This window comes from Micrococcus flavus (assembly GCF_014204815.1).
In the GTDB taxonomy this organism is placed as follows: domain Bacteria; phylum Actinomycetota; class Actinomycetes; order Actinomycetales; family Micrococcaceae; genus Micrococcus; species Micrococcus flavus.
Genome location: NZ_JACHMC010000001.1, coordinates 2,480,349 through 2,495,856 on the forward strand (window position 1 = coordinate 2,480,349; position 15,508 = coordinate 2,495,856).

Genomic DNA, 15,508 nt, shown 5'->3' on the forward strand with positions numbered 1-15,508 from the left:
CGGCCCGCACCGGATCACCAGGAGGACCTCCATGACCGCCGAGACCACCATCGAAGGCCGCTGGAAGGCCTGCGCCGAGCCCTTCACCCAGCTGGTGCGCTCCGTCACCGACTGGGAGGCCCCCACTCCGTGCAAGGGCTGGAACGCCCGCGACCTGCTGGACCACGTCATCACCTCCGAGCGGGACTTCGCCGCCCGCCAGGGCCGGGAGATCCCCGTCTTCGACGGCTCCCGCAACGAGCTCTGGACCCAGTGGGTCAAGCATGCGTCCGCGGTCCGCGCCCTGGCCGGTGACCGCACGTTCGTGATGCGTCCGTTGGGCACCGCCACCGGGGAGATGACCGTGGGCGAGGCGCTGCTGCACTACCACGGCTTCGACCTGCTGGTGCATCGTTGGGACCTGGCCCGCTCGCAGGGCCAGGACATCCGGTTCACCGACGCCGAGCTGGACAAGATCGAGCGCGCCCTGGACAGCTTCGGCGAGCAGGCCTATCAGCCCGGTATCCTCGCCGGTCCCCTGCGGGCGCCGGAGGGTGCCGACCGCCAGGCGCGCGTGCTCGCGCGCCTGGGCCGCTCCGCCTGAGCGGTCAGCGCCCGCCGGAGACCTCCCGCCAGAACGCGTCCACCCGGTCCTCGATCTCGGCGACGATCTCCTGCAGCCGCTCCCAGTCGGCCTCGGCCGGGTCGCCGACCGGCCAGTCCCGGACGTCCTGGTGCGGGGCCACCGCGCAGTCGTCGCCGCAGCCCATCGTGATGACGTAGTCCGCCGCCGCGAGGACCTCGCCCGTGAGCGGCTTGGGGAACGCGTCCGCGGGGTCCGCGCCGATGTCCGAGAGCACCGGGGCCACGTTCTCGTGGATGCGCTCGGCCGGCCGGGAGCCGGCCCAGCTGATCCGCAGGGCGTCCCCGGCTCGGGCGGCCAGCAGGGCGGCCGCCAGCTGGGAGCGACCGGCGTTCTGGACGCACACGAACAGCACATGGGGGACGGGGCGGGGCTCGAGTCCCCGTGCCCCGGTCAGGGCCTCGAGCCGTTCGGCCGCGAACCGCACCGCGATCGACTCGCGGCGGGCCGGGTCCGAAGCCATGGCGGAGAGCTCCGCGTGGGACTCCGCCGCCACGCGCTCCACGGTGTCCTCGCCCAGCAGCGGCCCGAAGATGCGCCGCAGCTCGGCGGTCCCGTGGGCGAGCATGCCCGCGTGCTCGCCGATCCGGGGGAGGGGGCCGGTGACGGGCGGGGTCTCGGCGGCGCGGCGCCCGTCGTCGGGGAGCGGCGCACGCGGGGACACGTCGGTCGTCATGGAGGACTTCCTGGGGAGCCGGTGGGGATGTCTGCTGGCGTACTCCACGGTACGCCTCTGGGCCGGTGCCGCCCAGATGAGGGGCACGACGACGGAGGGGGCGTCCCGTCCCGGGTCGATGGGTCAGCGGGTCGGCGCCGCGGGGGACGCCAGGAATGCGCGGGAGGCGTCGAGGGCCGCGGGGACCGCGGTGTAGTGCGCCCAGCGGCCGCGCTGCTCCCGGGTCACCAGCCCGGCCTCGGTGAGCTTCTTGAGGTGATGGGAGAGGGTCGGCTGGCTGATCCCGAGCGGCTCCGGCAGGTGGCATGCGCACACGGTGCCCTCGGGGGAGGCGGCCACGTGGGCGAGCACCCGGACGCGCGTGGGATCGGAGAGCGCCTTGAACACCGCGGCCAGGTCCGCTGCCGCCTTCGCCGGCAGCAGCGTCGGGGCCGAGGGGGCGCAGCAGGCGTCGGCGGGGCCTTCCCCGGGCGCGACGACGCCCACGTCCGGGGAGGCGGCGGCGCGCGGGAGGGGAGTCATGGCAGACCACTCTAGACCGTCGTATTGACAGCCTTCAATGTGACTGTCAGGATCGTGCCATCCCCACACATCGACGCCGGTCGATGTGACGCCCCCTCGGCCGGAGAGGTCCGCGTGAGCCACGCACCCCAGTCCCCCGTCTCTGCTCCCGCGGCCCCACCGGCCGGCGCGGAGGCCCCCGTCGCCGCCCGCCTGTCCACCCTGGACCGCTGGCTGCCCCTGTGGATCGGCCTGGCCATGGTGGCCGGCCTCCTCCTGGGCCGCCTGGTGCCCGGCCTCGGCGAGGCCCTCGCCGCCGTCGAGGTGGACGGCGTCTCCCTGCCCATCGCCCTCGGCCTGCTGGTGATGATGTACCCCGTCCTGGCCAAGGTCCGCTACGACCGCCTGGACACCGTCACGGGGGACCGCCGCCTGCTCGTGGCCTCGCTCGTGCTCAACTGGGTCCTCGGCCCGCTGCTGATGTTCGCGCTCGCCTGGATCTTCCTGGCGGACCTGCCCGAGTACCGGACGGGCCTGATCATCGTGGGCCTCGCCCGCTGCATCGCCATGGTCATCATCTGGAACGACCTCGCGTGCGGCGACCGGGAGGCGGCCGCCGTCCTCGTGGCCCTCAACTCGATCTTCCAGGTCATCGCCTTCGCGGCCCTCGGCTGGTTCTACCTCTCCGTGCTGCCCGGCTGGCTGGGCCTGGCGCAGGCCGGCCTGGACGTCTCCCCGTGGGACATCGCCCGCTCCGTGCTGATCTTCCTGGGCATCCCGCTGCTGGCCGGCTTCCTCACGCGCGTGCTCGGCGAGCGCCGCTGGGGCCGCCCCGCCTACGAGGGCTCGTTCCTGCCGAAGATCGGCCCGTGGGCGCTCTACGGCCTGCTCTTCACGATCGTGGTGCTGTTCGCGCTCCAGGGCGAGCAGATCGCCGCCCGCCCGTGGGACGTGGCCCGGATCGCCCTGCCGCTGCTCGTGTACTTCGCGGTGATGTGGGGCCTGGGCTACGGCGTCGGCCGCGGCCTCGGCATGGGCTACGAGCGGACCACCACCCTCGCCTTCACCGCCGCCGGCAACAACTTCGAGCTGGCCATCGCGGTGGCCATCGCGACGTTCGGCGTCGCGTCCGGCCAGGCCCTCGCCGGCGTCGTCGGGCCCCTGATCGAGGTCCCCGTGCTGGTGGGCCTCGTGTACGTCAGCCTCTGGCTGCGCCGCCGCTTCCCCCACGCCGCCGACGCCCCCGTCCCAGGCCCCCGTCCCGCCGACCGCACCCGTGAGGAGACCGCCCGATGACCGCCGCCGACCGCCCCTCCGTCCTGTTCGTCTGCGTCAAGAACGGCGGCACGTCCCAGATGGCCGCCGCGCTGATGCGCCAGGCCGCCGGCGACGCCGTCACCGTCCACTCTGCGGGCACGCGCCCCGGCTCCGCGCTCAACGAGGGCTCCCGGGCCGCCGTCGAGGAGGTGGGCGCCACCTTCGAGGGCGAGCACCCCAAGCCGATCGACCCGGCCCTGCTGGACTCCGTGGACCGCGTGGTCCTCGTGGGCATCGAGGCCCAGCTCGAGCGGACCGGCGCCGCGCCCGTGGAGGTGTGGGCCACGGACGAGCCCTCCGAGCGCGGCATCGAGGGCCCCGAGCGCATGCGCCTGATCCGCGAGGACCTCGCCGGCCGCGTCCGCGGGCTCCTGGCCGAGCTCACCGACGCCGACGGGGCCGACGCCGCACCCGCCGAGGGCGGCGCCGGGCGCCCCTCCGTCATGTTCGTGTGCGTCCACAACGCGGGCCGCTCCCAGATGGCCGCCGCGTACGCCCGCCACCTGTCCGGGGGCGCCGTCGAGGTGCGCTCGGCCGGCTCCGCTCCGGCGGACACCATCAACCCGGCCGTGCACGAGGCCATGCTCGAGGAGGGCATCGACCTGACCGACGAGCGCCCGAAGATCCTCACCCCCGAGGCCGTCCAGGCCTCCGACGCCGTGATCACCATGGGCTGCGGCGACGCCTGCCCCTTCTACCCGGGCAAGCGCTACGAGGACTGGACGCTCGCAGACCCGGCCGGCCAGGGCGTGGACGCCGTCCGCCCCATCCGTGACGAGATCCGGGCCCGCGTGGCCGCACTGCTGACGGACATGGGGGTGGACGTCGTCGCGTGAGCGGGCGCTAGCCTGGCCGTGACCCGGCCGGACGCCCCGTGGCGTCCGGCCCGCACGAATCCCCAGGAGGCCCCCATGTCCGAGTCCGCCGGCTTCAGCGAGGCCGAGAAGGCCGCCTTGGCCGAGCGCGCCGAGGAGCTGCGCGCCCAGCGCGGCGGGAAGAAGAAGGCGGAGGCCCTGCAGGACCTCCTCGAGAGGATCGAGGCGATGCCGGAGCAGGACCGCGCGATCGCCGTCGCCCTGCACCAGATCGTGGGCGAGGTGGCCCCGGACCTCGAGCCGCGGACCTGGTACGGCATGCCCGCCTACGCCCGCGGCAAGGACGTGGTGGTGTTCCTGCAGGTGAGCAGCAAGTTCGGGGTCCGGTACACGACGCTCGGCTTCAACGAGTCCGCCGCCCTGGACGACGGCGACATGTGGCCCACCTCCTTCGCCGTCGCCGCCCTGACGGACGACGTCCGCGCCCGGATCGCCGACCTGGTGCGACGCGCGGTCGGCTGAGACCCGGACGGCCGGAGGTGGTTGTCCCCAGGTGTAGACAACCGTGTGGACAAGCCTGTGCAGGAGGGGGCCAGGGGTGTGGAGGACGTGTGGACGGCGGCCTCAGGCGTGGCCGTGCCAGTCCTCCTCGTCGTCGTGCTCCGGCGGGTCGGCGACGTCGTGCACCTGGTGGTGCAGGTGCTCCATGCGGCCGTCCAGATCCGCGGCCACGCGCGCCGCGGCAGCGAGCTCGGTGGTGATGGACGGGGGGACGTCCCCCGCGAACTTGTAGTTGATCTTGTGCTCCAGCGACGCCCAGAAGTCCATGGCGATGGTGCGGAACTGCATCTCCACCGTCACGGGCAGCGTGCCTGTGGACAGGTGCACGGGCACCTGCACGAGGCAGTGCAGACTGCGGTAGCCGCTGGGCTTGGGGCGGCGGATGTAGTCCTCCACCTCGAGCACGCGGATGTCCGGCTGGGACGTGAACAGGCGGAACACCCGGTAGACGTCCTCCGTGAAGCTGACGATCACGCGGGCGCCGGCGATGTCCGTGACGCCCCGGCGCAGGGCCTCCAGGTCCAGGGACAGCCCGCGCTCGGAGGCCTTGCGCAGCAGGGACTCGGGGGACTTCACGCGCGTGGCGATGTGCTCGATGGGGTTGTACTCGTGCAGATGGGCGAACTCGTCCTGCAGGGTCTCCAGGCGGGTCTCCACCTGCAGCAGCGCCGAGCGGTACTCGAGGTCGAACCGCTCCACGTCCGCGCGCAGGGTCTCGAGCGCCTCCGCCACGGGGGGCGGCAGGCGGGTCAGGTCCGCCAACGAGGTGGCCTGCAGGGCCTCGAGCGCCGTGGAGGCGGGCACGCGGCGGGTCCCGGGGCCGGTCTCCGGCTCCGGCGCGGCGTGTCCCTCGTCACCAGGCATGCCCTCCAGCCTAGGGGCGCATCCTGAGAGTCGTCTGAGCCGTCCACAGGCTCAGGCGGCACCTCCGGACCCGTCCCCGGCCCTGTCGTCGTCGGGATCCGGGCCCCCGTCCTCCGGCGCGATCAGCACGGCCTCGAGGAGGGCGCGCCGCGCGTCGGAGTGGGGGACGGGGCGCGCGGTGACGGCGTCCACCACCACCATGGCCGCGTCGCTGACCAGGCACCGGCGCCCCTCCTGCCACAGCTCGTGGTGCAGCGTGTAGGAGGTCCGGCCGATCCCGGAGACCCACACCCGCGCGGTCAGCTCGGGGCCGTAGCGCACGGGGGCCTCGTACTCCGTGGTCATGGAGCGCACGAAGCGCATGACGTCCCCGTCGCTCCACTCGCCCCACGCCTGCGCGGCCCGCACGCGCGCCTCCTCCGTGAGGGTCAGCAGGCGCACGTTGTTGACGTGGCCGTAGGCGTCCTGGTCGGACCAGCGCAGCTCAATGCCCCCCTCCCAGGGGGCGGTGGGGCGCGGGTCGGGGGTCTGCTCGCTCATGGCCGCCAGGCTACCGCCGACACGGTCAGGGGCGAGGGGCCTGCGAGACGCAGCGGAGGGCCTCTGCACTTTCGAACGTCGAATAGGTGCTATTCCACGCTCGAAAGCGCGGATTCCACCGATTCCGCGTTCGAAAGCTCGGCAACCACGAGCGCCGCAACGCTGGCAGCGCGGTCACGGCAGCGGGGTGAACACCTTGCCGGGGTTGAGGATCCCGTGCGGGTCGAACACCGCCTTGATCCGCTCCTGCAGCGCGTGCTGGGCGTCCCCGAGCTCGTCCCGGAGGAACGCCCGCTTGAGCAGTCCCACGCCGTGCTCGCCCGTCAGCGTGCCGCCCAGCTCGAGGCCCGCGCGGAACAGCATCCCCGCGGCCTCCCACACCTCGGCCGGGATCTCCCCGCCGCCCTCCCCGCCCACCCGGGACGCCTCCCCGAACAGCAGGATGGGGTGCAGGTTGCCGTCCCCGGCGTGCGCGGTGGTGGGGATCAGCAGCCCCGTGGCCCGCTCGATCTCCCCGATCCGCGCGAACATCTCCACCATCCGCGAGCGCGGCACCGCCACGTCCTCCACGAGGGGGGTGCCGAGCGCCTCGAGGGCGGGGAAGGCGGTGCGGCGCAGGGCCACGAGCCGGTCGGCCTCCACCGGGTCGGCGGTCACGGTGGTCTGGCCCCCGGCCGCCCGGGCCAGCTCGGCCATGCGGTCCGCCTGCGCGGCGGCGCCCTCGCCGTCGGCCTGGACCAGCAGGAAGGCGCCCGTCTCCGGCAGGCGAGCGGCGTCGTCGTCGGCGGCGTGGGCGCGGACGGCGGCGAGCGTGGCCTCGTCCATCAGCTCCATGATGGCCGGGACCAGCCCGTCCCCGGTGATCGCGGCGGCGGCCGCCGCGCCGGCGGTCACGTCCGGGAAGAACGCGCCCACCGTGTGCACGGCGCCCGGCACGAGGGGACGCAGGGCGAGCACGGCCTGCGTGATCACGCCGAGCGTGCCCTCGGAGCCGATCATCAGCGCGGTGAGGTCGTACCCGGTGACGCCCTTGACGGTGCGGTGGCCCAGGGACAGCACCGTGCCGTCCGCGAGGACCACCTCGAGCCCCAGCACCGCCTCCCGGGTGACGCCGTACTTGGCGCACAGCAGGCCGCCGGCGTTCATGGCGATGTTCCCGCCCACCGTGGAGATGTCCTTGGAGGCCGGGTCCGGCGCCCACCACAGCCCGTGGTCGGCCAGGTGGGTGTTGAGCGCGCCGTTGAGCACGCCCGGCTCGACGACGGCGACCCGGTCCTCCGGGACGACCTCCAGGATTCGGTCCATGCCGGACAGGTCGAGCACGAGCTCCCCGGCGCCGGCCACCGCGCCGCCGGCCAGGCCCGTGCCCGCCCCGCGCGTGACCAGCGGGGTGCGCGTGGCGTGCGCGGCCCGGCACGCGGCCTGCACGTCCGCTGTGCTCCGGGCGCGGACCACGGCCAGCGGGGCCGCGGCGGAGCGGTGCCCCGAGCGGTCGGTGCGGGCGGCCTCGAGCGCGGCGTCGGAGGTGTCCACGGCGTCGCCGAGCTCCGCGCGCAGGCGGGCCACGACGTCGGTGAGGGCGGGGGAGTGCGGTGCGGAGCCGGTCATGCCCCCAGCATCCCACCGCCGTTGCCTAGGGTGGACCCCATGTCAGCCGACGCCCGCCCGCCCCGCCCCCTGGTCACCTCCCTGCGCCCGGACGCGTTGGACGACGACGCCGTGGCCCGGGTGGCCGGCGTCCTCGCCGAGGCGTTCCTCACCGACCCGTACACCGTGTCCTTCCTGCCGCGCAGCCGCCGGCAGGAGCGCCTGACGGACATGTTCGACCGCGTCGTCCGGGACACCCTGCGCCCGGACCCCGCCCGGGGCGGCCGGGCGCCGGGCGTCGTGGACGTGGCGGTGGACCCCGTGGACGGGACGACGCTCGGCGCCGCGGTCTGGGACCGCCCGGAGGCGCCCCGGGGCGTGGACCTGCTGGGCACCGCGGCCTCCGCCCGGCGCCTGGTCCGCGTCATGGGCCGGCACGCCCTGGACCACGTGCGCACCGTGGCCGCGTGCGAGCGGGCCCGTCCCCGCGTGGCGCACTGGTACCTGCGGGACGTGGGCGCGCGCCCGTCCGCCCGGGGCCGCGGCGTGGCCCGCGCCCTCGTGGGCCGCCGCCAGCGCGACGCGCGGCAGGCCGGCGTCGGCGTCTACCTCGAGTCCTCCACCCGCGCCAACGTGCCCTTCTACGAGCGGCTCGGGTTCCGTGGGACCGGGCCCGTCTCCGCGCACGGCACGGACGACCTCACCGGCATGTGGTGGGAGGCCTGATCATGCCCACCCGCCGCGTGGCCGCCGCGTGCATACCCGAGGCCCGGGGGTGACATCGTGGACCTCGGCTCGTGCTGATACCGGATCTCGTGATGTGACACCGGGTATCGTGAGCCACACCACTACACTGTGCTTCCACCGATCAAGGAGCAACCCCTCCATGCCGACCCTGCGAACCGTCCCCCTCTCCGCCGCCACGCGGGAGGATCACCTCGCCCGCCTCCGGGCCACCAGCCCGGAGGCCCCCCTCGACGTCCTGATCGTGGGCGGCGGCTCCACCGGCGTGGGCGCCGCGTTCGACGCGGCCACCCGCGGCCTCGACGTGGGCATCGTCGAGGCCCGCGACTGGGCCTCCGGGACGTCGTCCCGCTCCTCCCGCCTCATGCACGGTGGCCTGCGCTACCTCGAGATGCTGGACGTCAAGCTGGTGTACGAGGCGCTGCGGGAGCGCGACCTGCTGCTCACCCAGACCGCGCCCCACCTGGTGCGACCCCTGCGCTTCGTCTTCCCGTTCTTCCACAAGGTGATCGACCGCGGCTTCATCGGCGCCGGCGTCACCATGTACGACGCCATGCAGTCGCTCGGCCGCCGCCGCGCGATGGGCGCGCACCGCCATCTCAGCCGCCGCTCCATGGCCGCGACCTTCCCCTCCCTCGACGACGAGAAGATCGTCGGCGCGGTCGAGTACGCCGACGCCCAGTTCGACGACGCCCGCCTGGCCATGATGCTCGTGCGCTCCGCCGTGGACCACGGCGCCGTGGCCGCCAACTACACCGCCGTCACCGACTACCTGCGCGGCGACGACGGCCGTGTGCAGGGCGTGCGTGTCCGCGAGGAGACCTCCGGCGAGGAGTTCGACGTGCACGCGCGCGCCGTCATCCTGGCCGGGGGCGTGTGGACCCAGGAGCAGCAGGAGCTGGCCGAGGCCGACGGCGGCCTCGAGGTGCTCGCCTCCAAGGGCGCCCACATCACCGTCCCGCGCGAGCGCATCCGCGCCGACGCCGCCACCGGCGTGATCACCAAGACGGAGAAGTCCGTGCTGTTCCTCATCCCGTGGGACGAGTACTGGGTGATCGGCACCACGGACACCCCGTGGGCGGAGGACGTGGCCCATCCGGCCACGACCGCGGACGACATCGACTACATCCTCGAGCACGCCAACGCGGTCCTGAAGGAGGACCTCACGCGCGACGACGTGATCGCCACGTACGCCGGCCTGCGGCCGCTGCTGCAGCCGGTCACCGGCTCCGACGGCGCCTCCACCAAGATCTCCCGTGAGCACACCGTCACCGAGGTGGCCCCCGGCCTCACCGCCGTGGCCGGCGGCAAGTGGACGACGTACCGGGCCATGGCCGAGGACGTCGTGGACTTCGTGGTGCGCGAGAACCATCCGACCCGTCCCAGCCTCACCGAGCACATCCCCGTGCTCGGCGGCCTCGGCTACTCGGAGATCGAGGCGCAGGCGGACCGCATCGCCGCCGACTACGGCCTGGACGAGGCCCGCGTGGACCGTCTGCTGTCCCGCTACGGCACCGTGCTGCGCCTCGTGCTCGACCTGATCGACGCCGACCCGTCCCTGGGCGCCCCGCTCGCCGAGGCCCCGCGCTACCTGCGCGCCGAGATCGTCTACGCCGCCCGCGCCGAGGGCGTCGTCCACCTGGACGACGTCATCGAGCGCCGCACGCGCCTGTCCACCGAGGTCCGCGACCGCGGCGTCGCGGCGGCCGAGGAGATCGCGTCCCTCGTGGCCCCCGAGCTGAGCTGGGACGACGAGCGCACCGCCGCGGAGATCCGCGCGTACCAGGACCTCGTCGACGCCCGCCTGCGCGGCGAGAGCGCCCATGACGACGTCACCGCCGCCGCCGCCCTGGCGGCGGCCGAGACCACCACCCCCTGAGAGGAGCCCGCCCATGGGCACGATCTTCCTGTACGAGATCGCGGGCACCGCGATGCTGCTGCTGCTCGGCGTCGGCGTCGTCGCGAACGCGATCCTGACCAAGACCAAGGGCAACGGCGGAGGCTGGCTCCTGATCAACTTCGGCTGGGGCCTGGGCGTCTTCGCGGGCGTCTTCGTGGCCGCCGCCTCGGGGGCCCACCTCAACCCCGCCGTCACCGTCGGCCTGCTGGTCAGCGGCGCCGAGGAGTACGCCCCCGGGATCGCCGTGAACGCCGGCACGACGCTCGCCTACTTCGCGGCGCAGCTGATCGGCGCCTTCCTGGGCGCCGCCCTGGCCTGGCTGGCCTACCGCGACCACTACGCGGCGGAGACGGACCAGGGCGCGATCCTGGGCACCTTCGCCACCGGCCCGGAGATCCGCAACCCGGTGTGGAACATGGTCACCGAGGCCATCGGCACGTTCGTGCTGGTGCTGGTGGTGCTGATGTTCGGCAACACGCCCTCCGGCCTCGGCCCGCTGGCCGTCGCCCTGCTCGTGGTCGGCATCGGCGCGAGCCTCGGCGGCCCCACCGGCTACGCCATCAACCCCGCCCGTGACCTCGGCCCGCGCCTGTTCCACGCCGTGGCGCCGATCGCCGGCAAGGGCGGCTCCGACTGGGGCTACGCCTGGGTGCCGATCGTCGGCCCGCTGCTGGGCGCGGTCCTCGCCGGCCTCGCCTCCATGGCGCTCGTCTGAGCACCCGAGCGCACACCCCCACCCCCACCCCCGCTTCGAAGGAGGAGCCCATGTCCGCCCCGCAGTACGTCATGGCGATCGACCAGGGCACCACGTCCACCCGCGCCATCCTGTTCGACCACGACGGCGCCATCGTGTCCACCGGCCAGCTCGAGCACGAGCAGATCTTCCCGCGCGCCGGGTGGGTCGAGCACGACCCCCAGGAGATCTGGCGCAACACCCGCGAGGTCATCGGCCAGGCCCTGTCCCGCGCCGAGGTCACCCGCCACGAGATCGCCGCCGTCGGCGTCACGAACCAGCGGGAGACCACCGTGGTGTGGGACCGCCACTCCGGCAAGCCGGTCTACAACGCGATCGTCTGGCAGGACACCCGCACGCAGAAGATCTGCGACCGGCTGGAGGGCGACGAGGGTCCGGAGAAGTACAAGGAGCGCGTCGGCCTGCCGCTGGCCACCTACTTCTCCGGCCCCAAGGTGGCCTGGATCCTGGAGAACGTGGAGGGCGCCCGCGAGGCGGCCGAGCGCGGCGACCTGCTGTTCGGCACCACCGACACGTGGGTCATCTGGAACCTCACGGGCGGCGTGGACTCCGGCGTGCACGTCACGGATGTCACGAACGCGTCCCGCACGATGCTCATGAACATCGACACGCTCGACTGGAACGAGGACATCTGCCGGGACATGGGCATCCCGATGTCCATGCTGCCGCGCATCGCCAGCTCCTCCGAGGTCGTCGGCCACGCCGCCGGCCACCAGCTGCTCCGCCAGGCCCCGATCACCGGCATCCTGGGCGACCAGCAGGCCGCGACCTTCGGCCAGGCGTGCTTCGAAGTCGGCCAGGCCAAGAACACCTACGGCACCGGCAACTTCGTGCTGATCAACACCGGCGAGGAGCTCGTCCGCTCCGACAACGGCCTGCTCACCACGGTGTGCTACCGGATCGGCGACGAGAAGCCGGTGTACGCGCTCGAGGGCTCCGTGGCCGTGACCGGCTCGCTGGTCCAGTGGGTGCGCGACAACCTGAACCTGATCAGCAGCGCCCCGGAGATCGAGGAGCTCGCCCGCGAGGTGGAGGACAACGGCGGCGTCTACCTGGTGCCGGCGTTCTCCGGCCTGTTCGCCCCGCACTGGGACTCCACGGCGCGCGGCACGATGGTGGGCCTGACCCGCTACGTGACCAAGCACCACATCGCCCGCGCCGTCCTCGAGGCCACCGCCTACCAGTCCCGTGAGGTCGTCGACGCGATGAACGCGGACTCCGGCGTGGACCTCACGGAGCTGAAGGTCGACGGCGGCATGGTCATGAACGAGACCCTCATGCAGTTCCAGGCGGACCTGCTGCGGGTCCCCGTGGTCCGCCCGAAGGTCATCGAGACCACCGCGCTGGGCGCCGCCTACGCGGCCGGCCTGGCGGTGGGCTTCTGGGAGTCCACCGAGGACGTCGTCGCCAACTGGCAGGAGGACCGCCGCTGGGAGCCGACCATGGACGAGGAGAAGGCCGAGCGCCTGCTCCGCCTGTGGAAGAAGGCCGTGGACCGGGCCCGCGAGTGGATCGACGAGGACGTCGAGGCACTCGAGGCCTGAGACCGTCCGTCGACCGGCCGGGGCCGGGGGCGTCACGCTCCCGGCCCCGGCCGGCCCGTAGGCTGGCCCGGCCGGCCCTGTGCGCCCCGGGCCGGTCCGTGCCGACCCGGCCCCTCCGGAAGGACCCCATGCAGCATCCCGTGCAGGACTACCTCTCCTCCCTCGTCGACCGCCTGCGCGCGGAGCGCGGCGGCGAGCTCGCCACGTACATCCCCGTGCTGGCGGAGGCGGACCCCGAGAAGCTCGGCGTGGCCATGGCCACCGTCACCGGGCGCGTGCACTGCGCGGGGGACGCGGACACCGAGTTCACCATCCAGTCCGTGTCCAAGCCCTTCGCGTACGCGGCCGCGCTCGTGGACCGCGGCGCGGAGACCGTGGACGACGCCGTCGGCCTGAACCCCTCCGGTGAGGCCTTCAATGAGCTCTCCCTCGAGGAGCAGTCCAAGCGCCCGGACAACGCCATGATCAACGCGGGCGCGCTCGCGGTGCACCAGCTGCTGGTGGGCCCGTTCGCGGGCCGCCAGGAGCGGATCGACCGCGTGGTGGGGCTGATGTCCCTGCTGGCCGGCCGGCGGCTGACGGTGGACCGGGCCACCTACGAGTCGGAGATGGGGGCCTCGGACCGCAACCTGGCGCTGGCGCACATGCTGCGCAGCCACGGGATCCTCCACGACCGCGCGGAGGACGTGGTGGCCGGGTACGTCGCCCAGTGCTCCGTGCTGGTGACCGTCCGGGATCTGGCCGTCATGGGCGCGTGCCTGGCCTCCGGCGGCGTGCACCCGCTCACGGGGGAGCGGGTCCTGCCGTCCCTGTTCTGCCGGCAGGTGCTCTCCGTCATGTCCACGGCGGGCATGTACGAGGCCGCGGGCCAATGGATGGCGCACGTCGGGATCCCCGCCAAGTCCGGTGTGTCCGGGGCGGTGCTCGGTGCCCTGCCCGGACAGGCCGGGATCGCCGTGTTCTCCCCGCCGCTGGACGCCGCCGGCAACTCGGTGCGCGGCGTGCTGGCGTTCGAGCGCATGTCCGAGGACCTGAACCTGCACGTCATGGAGGCCGACGCCCTCGGCGGCACCGCGGTGCGGTTCGTCCGCCGCGAGGGGGACACCGTGCTCATGCACCTGCAGGGCGTCATCCGCTTCGGCGGCGGCGAGGCGGTGGCCACCGCCATGGCGGACCTCGGCACCGGCGGCGAGCCCGGCGCGGGGGACTGGCAGAGCCCCGCCTACCCCGAGTGGGAGGACGGGGTGCTCGCCCCGGTCGAGGGCGTGGCGGCCGAGCACGGGGACCGCGTGCCCCGCGAGGACGCGGACCCGGCCCTGGCCGTGGCCGCCGCCACGGGGGACGGCTCCGTGCGGGAGGCTGCCGCCGCGCGCGAGGGGGAGGGCCCCATCCGCACCGTGGTGCTGAACCTGGAGCGCGTGGACCGGATGACCCGCGTGGGCCGCCGCCTGGTCGCCGAGGGCATCCGCCGGCTCGAGGCGGATGGTGTGGTCGTCCGCGTCGTCGACCCCGACGGGATGCTCGGCGCCGACTGAGCGCCGCCGCGCGGCGGGGGCGGTCCCCGACGTCGTCCGTTCCGCCTCGGGGTGTGTCGCCTCACAGACCCCTTCCGTTCACCGGCCGTTCACCTTAGGCTGGGGCGTCGCCCCCCAGCCCTCGAACCGCCGAGGTCCCCCATGCCCGCCTGGCTCCGCCGCATCGCCGAGAGGTCCGCGCCCGCCGCGCGCCGTCGTCGTGCCGTGCCCGCGCCGGGACGCGCGGCCCGCGTCGGCTGGTGGGCCGCGGGGGCCCTGCCGCTGGTCGGCTGCCTCACCTCGTTCCCCATCGGCGCGTCCAAGCCGACCATCGCGGTCCCCGGGGTGGGGTACCAGGGGGGCTTCGCGGCCGGCTGGCAGCACCCGCTGAACCAGCCCGCCTACTTCACGTGGCTCTCCAACGCCATGGTGGCCGGCACCTCCCTGACCCTGGCCGCCCGCCGCACCGCGCCGACCTCGGACGCGTTCTGGGCCGTGCGCACCGCGGGCCTGGGCTCCGTCATGGTCACGGGGATCGTCTACAATGGGCTGCTACGGGGCATGGAGCAGGACACGGCGCTCTACCGGTTCAACGACACGCTCCAGCACATCGTGAACCCCGTCCTCGCGCCCGCCGTGTGGGCGGCGTTCGACCCCCGCGGGCAGATTACCGGCCGCCGCGCTGGCCTGGCCGCCGTCATCCCGCTCGTCTGGGCCGCGGCGACGCTCGTCCGCGGAGCCCGGATCGACTGGTACCCCTACCCGTTCCTGGATGTCCCGCGGATGGGCTACCGGGGCGTCGGCGTCGTCCTGTCCGTGGTGCTGGCCGGCTTCTCCGGCCTGCTGGGGGTGCTCGGTCAGCTGGACCGGCGGCTCGCCGTCCGCTGACCCCGCCCGGTCAGCGGGTGAACACCCGCTCGATCGGGGTGTCCCCGTCCACGAACTCCACCTGGCGGCTGATCGCCGCGCCGGAGCCGACGGCGGCCGCGATCATCCGTGCCACGTTGCCCCGGGAGACGCCGGGCAGCCCCTCGCCGCGGTCCCGCGGATCCACCTCCACGCGGCCGGTCGGCTCGTCCTGCGTGAGGGCGCCCGGGCCCAGGATCGTCCAGTCCAGATGGGACCCGCGCAGGTGCTCGTCCGCGGCGGCCTTGGCCTCGGCGTAGGGGAAGAAGTCGCTGTCCTCAGGCACGCCGTGGTGCGGACCGGCGCCCAGGTAGGACACCATCACGTAGCGGCGCACCCCGGCAGACCACGCCGCGTCCATCGAGGCGATCGCGGCATCCCGGTCCACGGCGTACGTCCGCTCCGGATCCCCGCCCCCGGCCCCGGCGGACCACACGACGACGTCGCGTCCCGCCAGGGCCTGCTCGAGGTCCGCGGGGGCGGCGTGCTCCACGTCCAGGACGAGGGGCTCGGCGCCCGCGGCGCGCACGTCCGCGGCGTGGTCGGGGTTCCGGATCACGGAGGTGACGGTGTGGCCCGCCTCCGCCAGCAGGGGGGCGGCCAGCAGGGCCACCTTGCCGTGTCCGCCGATGATCAGCACGTCCGCCATGGGGTGTCTCCTTC

16 protein-coding genes and 1 pseudogene are annotated in these 15,508 nt (G+C 74.0%); 11 read left to right on the forward strand and 6 right to left on the reverse strand.

All coding sequences use genetic code 11. The features are described from left to right. Positions 1-31 precede the first annotated feature (31 nt). On the forward strand, positions 32-583 hold the full coding sequence (locus tag BJ976_RS11525) for a TIGR03086 family metal-binding protein (RefSeq protein ID WP_229667433.1): 552 nt from the start codon (positions 32-34) through the stop codon (positions 581-583). 4 nt (positions 584-587) lie between these two features. On the opposite strand, the gene BJ976_RS11530 is transcribed toward BJ976_RS11525, so the two are convergent. Continuing rightward, the gene (locus BJ976_RS11530) at positions 588-1,298 is read right to left on the reverse strand and encodes an arsenate-mycothiol transferase ArsC (protein ID WP_135030473.1); all 711 of its coding nucleotides are present in this window, start codon (positions 1,296-1,298) and stop codon (positions 588-590) included. A 123-nt stretch (positions 1,299-1,421) separates the two neighbouring features. Next, entirely contained in the window at positions 1,422-1,820 is a 399-nt protein-coding gene (locus BJ976_RS11535) for an ArsR/SmtB family transcription factor (protein WP_135030474.1), read from the reverse strand. A 237-nt stretch (positions 1,821-2,057) separates the two neighbouring features. On the opposite strand from BJ976_RS11535, the gene arsB reads away from it, so the two are divergent. The 4 genes and pseudogenes from arsB to BJ976_RS11550 all read left to right on the forward strand — a co-directional run bounded on the left by arsB (position 2,058) and on the right by BJ976_RS11550 (position 4,453). Beyond that, positions 2,058-3,095: an ACR3 family arsenite efflux transporter gene (arsB, locus tag BJ976_RS11540; protein ID WP_229667452.1), complete on the forward strand. Its 1,038-nt coding sequence runs from the start codon at positions 2,058-2,060 to the stop codon at positions 3,093-3,095. Then, positions 3,092-3,334, forward strand: a pseudogene (locus BJ976_RS12115) (arsenate-mycothiol transferase ArsC); the annotation flags it as partial. The gene arsB and the pseudogene BJ976_RS12115, both read left to right, overlap by 4 nt. A 225-nt stretch (positions 3,335-3,559) precedes the next feature. Beyond that, on the forward strand, positions 3,560-3,952 hold the full coding sequence (locus BJ976_RS12120; RefSeq protein ID WP_229667450.1) for an arsenate reductase ArsC: 393 nt from the start codon (positions 3,560-3,562) through the stop codon (positions 3,950-3,952). A gap of 75 nt (positions 3,953-4,027) precedes the next feature. Continuing rightward, the gene (locus BJ976_RS11550; RefSeq protein ID WP_135030477.1) at positions 4,028-4,453 is read left to right on the forward strand and encodes an iron chaperone; all 426 of its coding nucleotides are present in this window, start codon (positions 4,028-4,030) and stop codon (positions 4,451-4,453) included. 102 nt (positions 4,454-4,555) lie between these two features. On the opposite strand, the gene BJ976_RS11555 is transcribed toward BJ976_RS11550, so the two are convergent. From BJ976_RS11555 to BJ976_RS11565, 3 genes are all read right to left on the reverse strand, one after another. Continuing rightward, positions 4,556-5,356: a GTP pyrophosphokinase gene (locus tag BJ976_RS11555; RefSeq protein ID WP_135030478.1), complete on the reverse strand. Its 801-nt coding sequence runs from the start codon at positions 5,354-5,356 to the stop codon at positions 4,556-4,558. Between the two features lie 51 nt (positions 5,357-5,407). Continuing rightward, positions 5,408-5,896 carry an acyl-CoA thioesterase gene (locus BJ976_RS11560; RefSeq protein ID WP_135030479.1) on the reverse strand — a complete coding sequence of 163 codons (489 nt, stop codon included), beginning with the start codon at positions 5,894-5,896 and terminating at the stop codon, positions 5,408-5,410. Positions 5,897-6,070: 174 nt separating this feature from the next. Continuing rightward, positions 6,071-7,504, reverse strand: coding sequence for an FAD-binding oxidoreductase (locus tag BJ976_RS11565; protein WP_135030480.1), 1,434 nt, complete (start codon positions 7,502-7,504; stop codon positions 6,071-6,073). Between the two features lie 39 nt (positions 7,505-7,543). Between BJ976_RS11565 and BJ976_RS11570 the strand changes: the two genes are divergently transcribed. The 6 genes from BJ976_RS11570 (at position 7,544) to BJ976_RS11595 (ending at position 14,827) form a co-directional block, all read left to right on the forward strand. Then, positions 7,544-8,209, forward strand: a complete 666-nt coding sequence (locus BJ976_RS11570; RefSeq protein ID WP_135030481.1) for a GNAT family N-acetyltransferase — start codon at positions 7,544-7,546, stop codon at positions 8,207-8,209. A gap of 160 nt (positions 8,210-8,369) precedes the next feature. Beyond that, the gene (locus tag BJ976_RS11575; RefSeq protein ID WP_135030482.1) at positions 8,370-10,106 is read left to right on the forward strand and encodes a glycerol-3-phosphate dehydrogenase/oxidase; all 1,737 of its coding nucleotides are present in this window, start codon (positions 8,370-8,372) and stop codon (positions 10,104-10,106) included. Between the two features lie 13 nt (positions 10,107-10,119). Continuing rightward, positions 10,120-10,842 carry an MIP/aquaporin family protein gene (locus BJ976_RS11580; protein ID WP_135030483.1) on the forward strand — a complete coding sequence of 241 codons (723 nt, stop codon included), beginning with the start codon at positions 10,120-10,122 and terminating at the stop codon, positions 10,840-10,842. A gap of 50 nt (positions 10,843-10,892) precedes the next feature. Next, positions 10,893-12,425 (forward strand): glycerol kinase GlpK, encoded by a 1,533-nt coding sequence (gene glpK, locus BJ976_RS11585; RefSeq protein ID WP_135030484.1) that lies wholly within the window; start codon positions 10,893-10,895, stop codon positions 12,423-12,425. A 128-nt stretch (positions 12,426-12,553) separates the two neighbouring features. Further along, entirely contained in the window at positions 12,554-13,960 is a 1,407-nt protein-coding gene (gene glsA, locus BJ976_RS11590) for a glutaminase A (protein WP_135030485.1), read from the forward strand. A gap of 141 nt (positions 13,961-14,101) precedes the next feature. Beyond that, positions 14,102-14,827, forward strand: a complete 726-nt coding sequence (locus tag BJ976_RS11595) for a Pr6Pr family membrane protein (RefSeq protein WP_167736949.1) — start codon at positions 14,102-14,104, stop codon at positions 14,825-14,827. A gap of 10 nt (positions 14,828-14,837) precedes the next feature. On the opposite strand, the gene BJ976_RS11600 is transcribed toward BJ976_RS11595, so the two are convergent. Next, positions 14,838-15,494, reverse strand: coding sequence for an SDR family oxidoreductase (locus tag BJ976_RS11600; protein ID WP_135030486.1), 657 nt, complete (start codon positions 15,492-15,494; stop codon positions 14,838-14,840). Positions 15,495-15,508 lie beyond the last annotated feature (14 nt).